The 12,743-nt window shown below is 68.7% G+C and carries 13 protein-coding genes; 3 read left to right on the top strand and 10 right to left on the bottom strand.

The window, feature by feature from the left end:
- Positions 1–198 precede the first annotated feature (198 nt).
- The 5 genes from RWO82_RS12575 to RWO82_RS12555 form a co-directional block, all read right to left on the bottom strand.
- Positions 199–1,353, bottom strand: coding sequence for a cystathionine gamma-synthase (locus RWO82_RS12575; protein ID WP_314427559.1), 1,155 nt, complete (start codon positions 1,351–1,353; stop codon positions 199–201).
- 59 nt (positions 1,354–1,412) lie between these two features.
- Entirely contained in the window at positions 1,413–2,789 is a 1,377-nt protein-coding gene (locus tag RWO82_RS12570; RefSeq protein WP_314427557.1) for a cystathionine beta-synthase, read from the bottom strand.
- A 78-nt stretch (positions 2,790–2,867) separates the two neighbouring features.
- The gene (locus tag RWO82_RS12565; protein WP_314427554.1) at positions 2,868–3,833 is read right to left on the bottom strand and encodes a carbohydrate ABC transporter permease; all 966 of its coding nucleotides are present in this window, start codon (positions 3,831–3,833) and stop codon (positions 2,868–2,870) included.
- Positions 3,830–4,969: a sugar ABC transporter permease gene (locus RWO82_RS12560; protein ID WP_314427552.1), complete on the bottom strand. Its 1,140-nt coding sequence runs from the start codon at positions 4,967–4,969 to the stop codon at positions 3,830–3,832. The genes RWO82_RS12565 and RWO82_RS12560 overlap by 4 nt, the downstream gene beginning before the upstream one ends.
- Before the next feature lie 103 nt (positions 4,970–5,072).
- The gene (locus RWO82_RS12555; RefSeq protein ID WP_314427550.1) at positions 5,073–6,389 is read right to left on the bottom strand and encodes an ABC transporter substrate-binding protein; all 1,317 of its coding nucleotides are present in this window, start codon (positions 6,387–6,389) and stop codon (positions 5,073–5,075) included.
- A gap of 281 nt (positions 6,390–6,670) precedes the next feature.
- On the opposite strand from RWO82_RS12555, the gene RWO82_RS12550 reads away from it, so the two are divergent.
- On the top strand, positions 6,671–7,675 hold the full coding sequence (locus RWO82_RS12550) for a LacI family DNA-binding transcriptional regulator (protein ID WP_314427549.1): 1,005 nt from the start codon (positions 6,671–6,673) through the stop codon (positions 7,673–7,675).
- Between the two features lie 107 nt (positions 7,676–7,782).
- Here the strand turns inward: RWO82_RS12550 and rplL are convergent, their stop codons facing one another.
- Positions 7,783–8,160, bottom strand: a complete 378-nt coding sequence (rplL, locus tag RWO82_RS12545) for a 50S ribosomal protein L7/L12 (RefSeq protein ID WP_167948001.1) — start codon at positions 8,158–8,160, stop codon at positions 7,783–7,785.
- Positions 8,161–8,208: 48 nt separating this feature from the next.
- The gene (rplJ, locus tag RWO82_RS12540) at positions 8,209–8,697 is read right to left on the bottom strand and encodes a 50S ribosomal protein L10 (RefSeq protein WP_194765244.1); all 489 of its coding nucleotides are present in this window, start codon (positions 8,695–8,697) and stop codon (positions 8,209–8,211) included.
- Between the two features lie 265 nt (positions 8,698–8,962).
- Here rplJ and RWO82_RS12535 point away from each other — a divergent pair, with 265 nt between their 5' ends.
- Together RWO82_RS12535 and RWO82_RS12530 are read left to right on the top strand one after the other, a co-directional pair.
- On the top strand, positions 8,963–10,327 hold the full coding sequence (locus tag RWO82_RS12535) for a glucose-6-phosphate dehydrogenase (protein ID WP_314427545.1): 1,365 nt from the start codon (positions 8,963–8,965) through the stop codon (positions 10,325–10,327).
- Between the two features lie 90 nt (positions 10,328–10,417).
- The gene (locus tag RWO82_RS12530) at positions 10,418–11,110 is read left to right on the top strand and encodes a YqaJ viral recombinase family protein (protein WP_314427542.1); all 693 of its coding nucleotides are present in this window, start codon (positions 10,418–10,420) and stop codon (positions 11,108–11,110) included.
- Positions 11,111–11,113: 3 nt separating this feature from the next.
- On the opposite strand, the gene RWO82_RS12525 is transcribed toward RWO82_RS12530, so the two are convergent.
- From RWO82_RS12525 to RWO82_RS12515, 3 genes are all read right to left on the bottom strand, one after another.
- Complete coding sequence (locus RWO82_RS12525; RefSeq protein WP_314427539.1) at positions 11,114–11,623, bottom strand: hypothetical protein; 510 nt, start codon at positions 11,621–11,623, stop codon at positions 11,114–11,116.
- Positions 11,620–12,042, bottom strand: a complete 423-nt coding sequence (locus RWO82_RS12520; protein ID WP_314427537.1) for a hypothetical protein — start codon at positions 12,040–12,042, stop codon at positions 11,620–11,622. The genes RWO82_RS12525 and RWO82_RS12520 overlap by 4 nt, the downstream gene beginning before the upstream one ends.
- 232 nt (positions 12,043–12,274) lie before the next feature.
- Positions 12,275–12,736 carry a signal peptidase I gene (locus tag RWO82_RS12515; protein WP_314427560.1) on the bottom strand — a complete coding sequence of 154 codons (462 nt, stop codon included), beginning with the start codon at positions 12,734–12,736 and terminating at the stop codon, positions 12,275–12,277.
- Between the last annotated feature and the right edge of the window lie 7 nt (positions 12,737–12,743).

Genomic DNA, 12,743 nt, shown 5'->3' with positions numbered 1-12,743 from the left:
CCCTCCCCCGGCGTCCCTCCCCCGAACCCGAGCGCCGTCCCCGAACGCCCTCCCCGCATGCGGCCCGGCGTGCGGATGCATGCTCGGATCACGGATGCATGCTCATGCGGGTCGTCTCGGCATGCATCCGTCATTTCGACATGCAACCGCCCGACGCACGGCGCAACCGCCCGACGCCCGACGCACGGCGCCCGCAGGTCAGTGCGCGATGGTGCCGAGTCCCCGCTCGAGGTCGGCGATCAGGTCGTCGGCGTCCTCGATGCCGACCGAGAGGCGCACGACGTTCTCCGGCACGGCGAGCTCGGTGCCGCGGACCGACGCGTGCGTCATGTCGGGCGGGTATCCGATGAGCGACTCGACGCCGCCGAGCGACTCTGCGAGCTGGAACAGCTCTGTGGACTCCGCGAACGCCTTCGCCGCGGCCGCCCCGGCGGAGAGGCCGAGCGAGAGCATCCCGCCGAACCCGCTCATCTGGCGGGCTGCGATGTCGTGCCCCGGGTGCGAGGCGAGACCGGGGTAGTACACGGTCGCGAACTCGGGGCGCGCGGACGCCCATTCCGCGATCGCCTGCGCGTTCGCGGAATGCTGACGCACCCGCACGGCGAGCGTCTTGATGCCACGTGTGGTCAGCCAGGCGTCGAACGGTGCGGAGACCGCCCCCACGGCGAACTGCTGGAACTTGATCTGCTCGTAGAACCTGTCGTCGCCGAACACGATCGCGCCGCCCAGCACGTCCGAGTGGCCGCCGAGGTACTTCGTCGTGGAGTGGACGACGAGGTCGGCTCCGAGCGCGAGCGGCTGCTGCAGGGCCGGAGAGGCGAAGGTGTTGTCGACGACCACGATCGCCCCTGCCGCATGCGCGATCTCCGAGACGCGAGCGATGTCGACGATCTTCAGCAGCGGGTTGCTCGGCGTCTCGATCCAGACGATCTTGGTCTCGGGGCGGATCGCCGCGCGCACGGCGTCGACATCCGACAGCTCGACGGTCGAGGTCTCGATGCCCCACGGGGCGAGCACCCGGGCGAAGAGGCGGTAGGTGCCGCCGTAGACGTCGTTGCCGAGCACGACGTGGTCGCCGGGCTTCAGGATGCCGCGCAGCAGCGCGTCCTCGGCGGCGAGGCCCGACGCGAACGACAGCGCGTTCGCACCGTTCTCGAGCGCCGCGAGCTGGACCTCGAGCGAGGACCGCGTGGGGTTGCCGGCTCTGTTGTACTCGTAGCCCTCGCGGAATCCGCCGATCCCGTCCTGCACGTGCGTGGATGCCTGATAGATCGGCGGGATGATCGATCCTGTCGTGGGATCGGGCTCCTGACCTGCGTGGATGGCTCGGGTGGCGAAGGCATGCTCGGACATGACCTCAGCCTACGTCGGGCCACGGCCCCGCATCCCTCCCTGTTACGCCGGGCGTCGCATCAGCGCGAGATGTACGACAGGAGGTCCTGGCGGGTGAGCACCGTGTGCGGCTTGCCGCCCTCCGTCACCAGCAGCGCGTCCGCCTCGGCCAGCGCGGCTCGTGCCTGGGCGATCGACGCGTGGATGCCGATGAGCGGGAGCCTCTCCCCCACGTGAGCGCCCACGGCGTCTGCCGCCTTGGCGTCGCCGCGGAAGAGCAGGTCGAGCAGCCCCTTCTCGTCGACGGTTCCGACGACCTCGCCCATCATGACCGGAGGCTCGGCGCTGAGGACCACGAGCTGCGACACGGCGTATTCGGTCATCATGCCGATCGCCTCGAGCACGGTGTCCGACGGATGCGCGTGCACCAGATCGGGGATCCTGTCGCCCTGCCGGGCGGCGCGCGCGTCGAGCACGTCGGCGACGGTCTCGCCCTCTTCGACGTCGCTGAAGCCGTACGAGCGCATCCAGCCGTCGTTGAAGATCTTGCTCAGGTAGCCGCGTCCGCCGTCGGGCAGGAGCACCACCATCACCGCGTCGGCCGGCAGCTCGCGCGCCACGCGGAGCGCCCCCACCACGGCCATGCCGCTGGAGCCGCCCACGAGGATGCCCTCTTCGCGCGCGAGTCGCCGGGTCATCGCGAACGCCTCGGCATCGCTGACCGCCACGATCTCGTGCGGCACACTCGGGTCGTACGAGCCCGGCCAGATGTCCTCGCCGACGCCCTCGACCAGATACGGGCGGCCGGTGCCCCCGCTGTAGACGCTGCCTTCGGGGTCGACGCCGACGATGCGCACCCGCTCGTGCGAGACCTCCCGCAGGAATCGGCCGGTGCCGGTGATGGTCCCCCCGGTGCCGACTCCTGCGACGAAATGCGTCACCTGTCCGTCGGTGTCGCGCCAGATCTCGGGGCCCGTCGTCTCGTAGTGGCTGCGCGGGCCGTTCGGGTTCTCGTACTGGTTGGGCTTGAACGCGCCGGGGATCTCCCGCGCGAGGCGATCGCTGACGCTGTAGTACGACTCGGGGCTGTCGGCCGCGACGGACGTCGGGGTCACGACGACCTCGGCGCCGTACGCCCGCAGCACGTCGATCTTGTCGTCGCCGACCTTGTCGGGCACCACGAACACGCAGTCGTAGCCGCGCTGCTGTGCCACGAGCGCGAGGCCGACCCCGGTGTTGCCGCTCGTGGGTTCGACGATCGTGCCGCCGGGGCGCAGATCACCCGCGGCCTCGGCCGCGTCGATGATCCGCGAGGCGATGCGGTCCTTCGACGAGCCGCCGGGGTTGAGGTATTCGAGCTTGACGAGCACCGTGCACGCGACGCCCTCGGTGACGTGCCGGAGCTTCACGAGGGGCGTGTCGCCGACAAGGTCGACGATCGATTCTGCGTACTTCATGGTCACAGCGTACGTGCAGAGATGCCGCGGTCGGGGCTGTGTTGCACCCGACCGCGGCATCCGGTGCCGCGTCGCGACCTAGCCCTTGGTCGACCCCGCGAGCAGCCCTCGCACGAAGTAGCGCTGCAGCGAGAAGAAGACGATCAGCGGGATCACGATCGACACGAAGGCGCCGGCCGTGAGCAGGTACCAGTCGTTGCCTCGCGTACCCGTGATCTCGGCCAGCAGCTTGGTGATCGGCGCGGCCGCACCGTCGGCGAACACGAGGGCCACCAGCAGGTCGTTCCAGACCCAGAGGAACTGGAAGATCGCGACCGAGGCGATGGCCGGCATCGTCAGCGGCAGCACCACGCGGAAGAAGATCTGCCCGCGCGAGGCACCGTCGACACGAGCCGCCTCGATGATCTCGCCCGGGATCTCCGACATGAAGTTGTGCAGCAGGTAGATCGCCAGCGGCAGCGCGAACATCGAGTGGGCGATCCACACCTGCGCGTAGCCCTGCGAGGCGTCGAGCGGCAGTGTGACCTGCACCCCGAAGAGGTTGATGCCTCGCGAGAACGAGCTGAGCAGCGGCACGAGTGCCATCTGGATCGGCACGATCTGCAGCGCGAACACGAAGATGAACAGCGCGTTGCGTCCCTTGAAGTCGATCCACGCGAAGGCGTACGCGGCCATCGACGCGATCATCAGCGGGATGAGTGTGGCCGGGATCGTGATCGCGATCGAGTTGACGAACGACTCGAGGATCGTCAGCTGCGTGGTGCCCGACTGCAGCACCTGCACGTAGTTGTCGATCGTGACCTGCGGGTTCGCGAAGAACTCCCACCATCCGCTCGACTGGATCTGGTCTCGCGGTCGGAACGAGGAGATGAACAGCCCCAGGGTCGGGATCGTCCACAGGACGGCGATGACGATCGATGCCGCCGTCGCCCACGGGCGGGACAGCTTCTTGCGAGCACGCCCGGCCGCGGCGTCGAAACCGCCCCCGGTCGTGATGGCGCGGGTGCTGGTCGCACCTGTCTGGGTCTTCAGCGTGTCGCTCATCGGATCTCCCGCTGCTTCTTGATCTGGCGCGCGTTGTAGATGACGATCGGCAGCACCAGGATGAACAGGATCACCGAGAGCGCGGCGCTGCGACCCGCCTCGAACTTGGAGAACTGCGTGTACATCTCATTCGCGAGCACCGAGGTGCCGTAGTTTCCGGCTGTCATGGTGCGGACGATGTCGAACACCTTCAGGGAGGCGATCGAGATCGTGGTGAGCACGACGATCAGCGCGGGACGGATCGACGGCACGGTGACCGCCCAGAACCGCTCCCATGCGTTCGCGCCGTCGAGTTCCGCGGCCTCGAGCAGCTCGGCCGGGACGCCCTTGATCGATGCCGAGAGCACGACCATCGCGAATCCGGTCTGCACCCAGATCAGCACGACGATGAGGAACAGGTTGTTCCACGGCTGGTTCAAAAGGAACTGCTGCGGCTCTCCCCCGAACCACACGAGGATCTGGTTCAGCAGACCGATCTGCTTGAACTCCGATCCCCGGTACTCGTACATGAAGCGCCAGATGATGCTCGCTCCCACGAACGAGATCGCCATCGGCATGAAGACGAGGACCTTGTAGATCTTCTCGCCGCGGGTGCGGTCGATGAAGACCGCGTAGGCGAGGCCCACGAGCGTCGACACGGTGGGCACGAGGAGCACCCAGATGATGGAGTTGATGACCGACGTGATGCCGTCGGACTGGGTGAAGATCCACAGATAGTTGGCGAAGCCGACGAAGTCGTTGCCCGAGGAGTTGAAGAACGACGTGTACGCCGTCTGGATCGACGGGAGGATGAGCCCGACGAGGAGCAGCAGCATGGCCGGCGCCATGAAGGCGACCAGCTGGATCAGGTACCCGGCTCCGTCGCGGGAGCGGTAGTCGAGGAAGAAGAACAGCGCCCCCACGGCGACTGCCACTCCCATGGCCCAGTAGTAGGAGCTGAAGAAGAACATCACGGCGAGCGGGATGAGCAGGCACATCGCCAGCCGCACCCACGTGTAGACGGCACCCTTGCGCGGAGCCACGTCCACGAGCAGCAGGATGACGGCGACGACCACCGCGAAAGCGATGACGACGGCGACCGCCTGCAGGACCGGCGGGAGCATGCCGATCCATTGGAAGAATTGAGTCGCGTTCACGGAATCCCCTTCATGACGCGTGAGAAGAAGCAGCTCGCGCGACGGTGCGCGAACCGTGTGGTGACGAGGAGGGCCGCCCGTCCGGGCGACCCTCCTCATCCGATCAGCTGGACGGCCAGCCGGTCTCGATCTGCGTCAGGACCTCGTCGGTCGAGGTGCCGTTCACCCAGGCCACGATGCCCTTCCAGAAGGTTCCGGCGCCCACCGCACCCGGCATCAGGTCCGAGGCGTCGAAGCGGAACGTGGTGTCGGGGTCCTGAAGGATCTTGATGGTCTCCTGCAGGATCGGGTCCTTGGCGTTGGCCGGGTCGAGGCCGTTGTTGGCCGAGGTCACGCCGCCGAGGCTGACGCGGCTGTTGGCCCACTCGGGGCTGGACAGGTACGCGAGCACCTTCTGCGTCGCCTCCGAGTCCGTGAAGGCTCCGACGATCTCACCGGCGCCCGTGACGGCCTTGTCGTCTGCGCTCTGGCCCGGGAGCATGAAGGCCCAGACGTCGCCGTCCTCGGCGATCTCGGTGCCCTCCGGGAAGAAGCCCGACAGGAACGACGCCTGGTGCGTCAGCGCGCAGCTGCCCTCGGCGAGAGCCGGGGCGACGTCGCCGAACGCGGTCGAGTTGATCGAGCGCACGTCACCGAAACCGGCGTTGACGTTGGCCGGGTTCAGCAGCACCGTGCCCACCGCGTCGAACGCGGACTTGATCTGCGGGTCGGTGAACGGGATCTCGTTGGTCACCCACTGGTCGTAGACGTCGGGGCCGGACTGACGCAGCACGTAGTCCTCGACCCAGTCGGTTCCGGGCCAGCCGGTGGCCGTTCCGGACTCGAATCCGGCACACCACGCCGGGGTGCCGGTGGCGGCCTGGATCGTCTCGGTCAGAGCCGTCATCTCGTCGAGAGTCGTGGGCACCTCGACGCCCCACTCGGCGAACTTCGCGGGCGAGTACCAGATCCAGCCCTTGACGTTGGCCATCAGCGGCGCGCCGTAGAACTCCCCGTCGACCGTGCCGTAATTCACCCAGTCTTCGGTCCAGTACTCGTTGGCGTTCGACTCGACCTCCTCCGGAGCGGGCATCAGGAAGTCCCGCTTGGCGAAGTCGGCGAACAGACCGGGCTGCGGGAAGATCGCGATGTCGGGCGGGTTTCCGCCCTGCGCGCGGGTTCCGAGCTGCGTCTCGAAGTCCTGGCTGCCTTCGTACTTGATCTCGATGTCGTTCTCCTCGGCCCAGTCGGCCCAGGACTCCTGGAGCAGTTCGGCTTCCGAGTCGACGATCGTGCCGTAGATGGTGACGGTGTTGCCGCCGTCGCCGGAACCGCCGCCTTCGGGTGCACCGCCGGGAGCTCCACAGCCGGCAAGCGCGATACCCGCGACTCCCAGCAGAGCGATCGGCGCGTAACGCCGGGAACGCTGTGACAGACCCATGTGAATTCTCCTCTTCGAGTTTGCGGTTCCCCAGGATTCCATGCCGCCCCTCGGCGCGGAATCGGGAACCGATTCCAGGACAACCTATCGGGGTCGACGTCGCACGCACAATAAGCGAGGGTCACAAGCTCACAACCATTCCGCGCACGTGTCCGCGCCTCGTGGGAGCGCTCCCCCGGAGCAACTATGGAACCGGTTCCCTTCCCTGTTCCGAGCGGCTACGCTGACATCGGCGCGAGCGGGTGGAGCCGACGCGTGAGGGAACTGGTCGAGGAGGACCGATGAGCACGATCGCCGACGTCGCGGCGCGCGCGGGCGTGTCGAAGGCGACTGCGAGCCGAGCGCTCAGCGGACGGGGCTACGTCTCGGAGGACACTCGAAAGCGCGTCGCCGAGGCGGCCGACGAACTCGCCTACGTCGCGCACTCCTCCGCCACGAGTCTCGCGACGGGACGCACGCAGACCGTCGGGGTCATCATGCCGCCGGTCGACCGATGGTTCTTCTCGGAACTCCTCGCGGGCATCCAGGAGTCGCTGTTCGCGCACGACTACGAGCTTGCCCTCTACGGCATCCGCGAGGGCGGCGAGACCCGGGAGCGACTGTTCGACGTCGTGCTCCCCGGCCGGCGGTTCGACGGGATCATCGCGGTCGGGATCCAGCCGAGCGCGCAGGAGCTCGAGCGCCTGCACCGGTCCGAGCGCCCCCTCGTCAGCGTGGGGCCGTACAGCGAAGGGTCCAGTGCGGTGTCGATCGACGACATCGCCGCGGCCCGCATCGCCACGGAGCACCTGATCGAGCTCGGCCACACCGACATCGCCTTCGTCGGCGGGTCCACGGACCCCGGCGGCCTCAGCTTCGGCGACGCGCAGCGCGTGGAGGGGTACCTCGAGGCGCTCGCTGCGGCGGGGCTCGAGGCGGTCGCGAGGATCGCGGATTCGCAGCCGACGATGCCCGGCGGGTACGCGGCCGCGGTCGAGCTCCTCGGCGATCGGAGAGGGCGTCCCACGGCCATCGTCGGCGTCTGCGACGAGACCGCGATCGGGGCGATGGTCGCGGCTCGCCGATTGGGGATCGCCGTTCCCACCGAGCTCAGCATCGTCGGCATCGACGATCACGAGCACGCCGAGATGTTCGCTCTCACGACCATCAGGCAGTCGCCGCGCGAACAAGGACACGAGGCCGTGCGCCTGCTCCGGCAGCAGATCGACCATCCGGGCTCTCCCCGAGAGCGCACCGTCACGGCCTCCTCGCTGGTCGTGCGCAGCTCCACCGCCGGACGACGCTGATCTCGGCACGCCGCCCCGGACGCACGAAAGCCCCGGGCGGACCCGGGGCTTTCGTGAAGCGTTCAGGCGCTTCCAGGGCGAGGCATCACGCCGCGACCTGGAACGGATTACTTGAGGGTAACCGTGGCGCCTGCCTCTTCGAGGGCAGCCTTCGCCTTGTCTGCGGTCTCCTTGTTCGCGCCCTCGAGCACGGCCTTGGGAGCACCGTCGACGACGGCCTTGGCCTCGCCGAGACCGAGCGAGGTGAGCTCGCGGACGGTCTTGATGACCTGGATCTTCTTGTCGCCGGCAGCCTCGAGGATGACGTCGAAGGAGTCCTTCTCCTCAACCTCTTCAGCAGCGCCGCCGCCTGCGCCTGCAACGGCGACGGGGGCAGCAGCGGTGACCTCGAACTTCTCCTCGAACGCCTTGACGAAGTCGTTGAGCTCGACGAGGGTCAGGCCTGCGAACTGCTCGAGCAGCTCCTCAGTGGTGAGCTTAGCCATGATGTATCTCCTAGATAGATGGGTGTGTTGAACGAGATCGCCGGTCGCTCACGCGGCCTCAGCGGTCTCCAGCTTTTCGCGAAGAGCATCGATGGTGGCGGCAGCCTTGCCCATCGTGGCCTTCATCATGCCCGCAGCCTTCGCCAGCAGAACCTCACGGCTCTCGAGCGCGGCGTACTTGTTGACCTCGTCGGCAGAGAGGGCGTTGCCCTCGAAGATGCCGGCCTTGATCACGAGAAGCGGGTTTGCCTTGGCGAAGTCACGAAGAGCCTTGGCAGTGGCGACGAAGTCACCGTGCACGAACGCGACGGCCGACGGACCCTTGAGGTCGTCGTCCAGCGCGGTGATGCCAGCCTTGTTGGCGGCGATCTTGGTCAGCGTGTTCTTCACCACGGCGTACTCAGCGTCCTGACGGATGCTGTTGCGCAGCTCCTTGAGCTGGGCAACCGTCAGACCGCGGTACTCGGTCAGCAGAACGGCAGTCGAGTTCTCGAATGACTTCGTGAGCTCGGCGACCGATGCGTCCTTCTGCGCCATGGTCACTCCTTGGTGTGTACGAGGCGCCTCACGGCAGTGAGGCACCGACCCCTGACCGCATGCAACAGAAAAGCTCCGGCGCAAGCGCACGGAGCTTCGGAGAGTTCGTGTCCTGCGCGGGCCCCTGCTGAGCAGAGCTTCGATCGTTCCGCGTTCGCACGCTCGACGATGACCAGCGGTCTTCGGTTGCTGCAACTCTACCTCACCGCATCCCGTCCCCCAAATCGGTGGAGGCGATCGCGACGCGAGCGATTACGGTGGGGGAATGATCGACGCGACGACGCTGGTGATTCTCGGAGCCGGTGGCGACCTCACCTCCCGGCTCCTCCTGCCCGCCCTGGGTCAGCTGCTGACGAGAGAGCCCGAGCGCTCGGTGCGCATCATCGGCGCCGACCGCGAGGAGTGGACGGATGCCGCGCTGCAGGACGTCGTGACCACGGCGTTCGAATCGATGGACGCGGGTGACGCCGCCTCCCGCGTGGACGTCGAATACCGGCGCACCGACATCACCCGTGCGGATGAACTGCGCTCGCTGCTGGCCGGACTCACGGGCCAGGTGGCCGTCTACTTCGCGGTGCCTCCCGCCGTCGCGACGGCGTGCATCGCCGCCCTCACGCCCGACATGCTGCCGCCCGGTGCGATGCTCGTCATGGAGAAGCCCTTCGGCACCGACGAGGCGGGCGCCCGTGAACTGAACCGCAGCCTGACCGCGCTCGTCCCGGAGAGCCAGGTGTTCCGCGTCGACCACTTCCTGGGGCGGTCGACGACGCTGAACCTGCTCGGGGCGCGGTTCGCGAATCGCATCCTCGAGCCGCTCTGGTCTGCCGAGAGCATCGAGTCGATCGACATCGTGTACGACGAGTCGCTCGCACTGGAGGGGCGCGCGGGCTACTACGACCGAGCGGGCGCTCTGGTCGACATGATCCAGAGCCACCTGCTGCAGGTTCTCGCCGTGCTCGCGATGGACGAGCCGGCCACCCTCGACGAGGTCGACTTCCGCGCGGCGACCGGCGCGGTGCTGCGGGCGACCACGATCTGGAACGACGACGCCGCCGCATCCTCGCGGCGAGCGCGCTACACCGCCGGCGACATCGACGGTGTGGCGAAGCCGTCGTACGTCGACGAACCCGGCGTCGACCCGGCGCGAGAGACCGAGACGCTCGCAGCGGCGACGTTCGAGGTACGCAACGCCCGGTGGGCCGGCGTGCCGTTCCGGCTCCGCTCCGGCAAAGCACTCGGCACGCCCGCGCGAGAGGTCGTGGTGCGCTTCCGCCCGGTCCGTCATCTGCCCCGCGGGCTCACGGGCACGTCCGACGGGGCGGTGCTGCGGTTCTCGCTCGGCCCCGACCGGATGTCGCTCGAGTTGAACCTCAATGCGTCCGAAGACCCGTTCGAGCTCGAGCGGGCGACGTTGACGGCCGAGCTCGGCGAGGGCGCTCTCAAGGCGTACGCCGAGGTGCTGTCGGGAGTGCTCGACGGCGATCCGATGCTCGCGGTACGCGGCGACGCCGCCGAGCAGTCCTGGCGGATCGTCGCCCCCGTCCTCGAGGCGTGGCGGCAGGGCCGCGTGCCGCTCGACGAGTATGTCACCGGATCCTCGGGTCCTGAAGGGTGGCCCGCGTACGTCTGACCCTTCCGCCGCGAGGAACGAGACTCCGAGGGATGCCGTCGGCGGCGTGTGTGCGACGAGAGGGTCGGAGGACCGGGTTACGCTCGATGGGTGACTCCTGAACTCCAAGCTCGCATCGTCGCGGATTCCCGTGACCGCGTGGCCTGGATGAGGGCCCGTTCCCGCGGCATCACCGCGACCGACGTGGCAGGGCTCACCAGCGAGAGATCGATCGCCCGGGCTGCCGATTCCAAACTCGGCGGAGGCCCGCGTTTCGGCGGCAACGCGTTCACCGACCACGGACGACGCCGCGAGCCCGAGATCGCCGCCTGGGTCGCCGCGACGCACGGCATCCTCCCGTCGTCCGCGCTGTTCCGCGCCGAGGTCGAGCACCGTCACCTCGCCACTCCCGACGGCATCGCCGTGGATGCCGAGGGGCGCGTGGAGCTCGCCGAGATCAAGACCACGAACAAGGCCTTCCGAGGCATCCCCCGCACCTACCTCCGCCAGATCTGGTGGCAGCAGCACGTCCTGGGCGCCGAGCGCACCCTGTTCGTGTGGGAGGAGCACGTCGACTTCGCTCCCGTGCATGACGAGCCGCGCTGCGTCTGGATCGACCGAGACGATCGCGAGATCGCGAAGCTCGTGGGCCTGGCCACCGATCTCATCGACGAGCTGTATCGTCGCACGACGGGCCAGCAGGTGCCGACCCGGATCGCCGAAGCCGCGGCCGCTGCAGCCGCGAGCCGTCGGGAGCATCTGCGCGAGCGCGACGCGTTCCGCGCTCTCGCCCTGGCCGACTGACGCTCAGGTGCAGGTGGCTCCGAGCCCGAGCAGGGCGACCGAGAGCTGACGCGTCGACGCGACCGACACCCATGAGGTCCCTGCCAGCAGATTGGTCACGCTCAGGGTCGTGGTGCTTCCGAGCAGGTTCGAGATCAGGCTGACGAGCAGCGCCTGACTGAGCGCAGCGGTGTGGGTGTACAGGCCTCCCACCGGACCGGTCGTGGTGATGTTCGCCGCGGGGACGACCGATGTCGTGGCACCCTGGATCAGCGTCAGCCGCACGCCGCTCGCCGGATACGGAGAGGTCCAGATCAGCGTCACGCTCTGGAACACGCCGAGAGCGTTGTTCGAGATGGTGCACGCCGTGATGGTCGGGGCAGGAACCCGGAACGCGGTGATCGTCGCGGTCGCCTGCTCCGGGTCGGTGAAGGCCGCATCGGTCTCGTGCGCCGCCGGGGTGATCGCCACGCCCGTCAGCAGGGCGGCCCCGGCCACTCCCGCGAGCACGCGACGCCGCATCTGCGAGCTCATGAGCCACCCCCGGACGCGTGCGACGGACCGCGACGACGTCGCACGAGGGTCGAGGTCGCGCCGGAGACGAGCAGCACGCCGCCCGCGGCGAGCGCCCACCGCAGATCCGTGGACGGCCCCGTGGTCGCGAGCCCGCCGTCGGGGCCGATCACCGCCGACTCCCCCGCCCCCTCGGCGTGCACACGCACCTCCGTGCTGCCGGAGTGCGCGCCGTCGAGGGCGATCGAGAACCGCAGGTGCGCCACGTCGCCCTCGGTCATCTCGAGCAGCGGCACCTCGATCCCGTCGAGCGGCAGCGACCAGTCGGATCTCAGCGCTCGCGCGCCTCCGGGGCATTCGGCGCCCTCCCACGCCCGCATGCACACCTGCGCGTCGACGAGCAGATCGGCGCCGCCGCGGGCACTGATGCCGATGCGCACGGTGCCCGGCTCGGGGCGTCAGAGCTCACCGCCACGTCCCACCCCACCCGCTCTCCCGGGCGCATGCTCGATGCCGCGGACCAGTCCGCGACGGAGACGAGGCGGAGCACCTGACCCTGGATGACCTCGGTCGTCGGCGCGGCGGCGGCGGGGCCCGCGCAACCCAGCGTGGCGATGCCGACGATCACGCCCGTCGCGACCGTCGTCCGCAGCGGACCTCCCCTGCTCACCCTCATGCGCGGGCCTCGCGCGGCGTCCGCGGCCAGAAGGCCCACACCACCAGCACGGTCGCCGCGAGCGTGAGCGCGCCGAGCACACGGGGGTCCCCGAGTCCCGCGATGACGGTCGCCACTCCGGGGACCGAGAACAGCACGATCCGCACCGAGGTCACCTCATAGGGGAAGGGGTCGTCGTCGGCGTTCGCATCACCGCGCATCGTGATGATCCGCTGCCCCTCCTCGGCGCCCGCCTCGACCGACGTGACCCGGTGGGTCACGGGCAGGTCGCCCGAGCGATCGACGGTCACCACATCGCCGATCTCGATGCTCGATGCCGGCACCCGCTGCACGACGGCGACGGCGCCCGCGGGGATGGACGGAGACATCGACCCCGTACGGAACATGATGAGCGTGATGCCCGCCGTCAGCGCGAGCACCACCACCACCATGCAGGCCACGCCGGACGCCGCGGCGATCGACGAT

This window comes from uncultured Microbacterium sp., from assembly GCF_963521645.1.
GTDB lineage: Bacteria > Actinomycetota > Actinomycetes > Actinomycetales > Microbacteriaceae > Microbacterium.
This window is presented reverse-complemented; position numbering and strand designations above follow the sequence as displayed.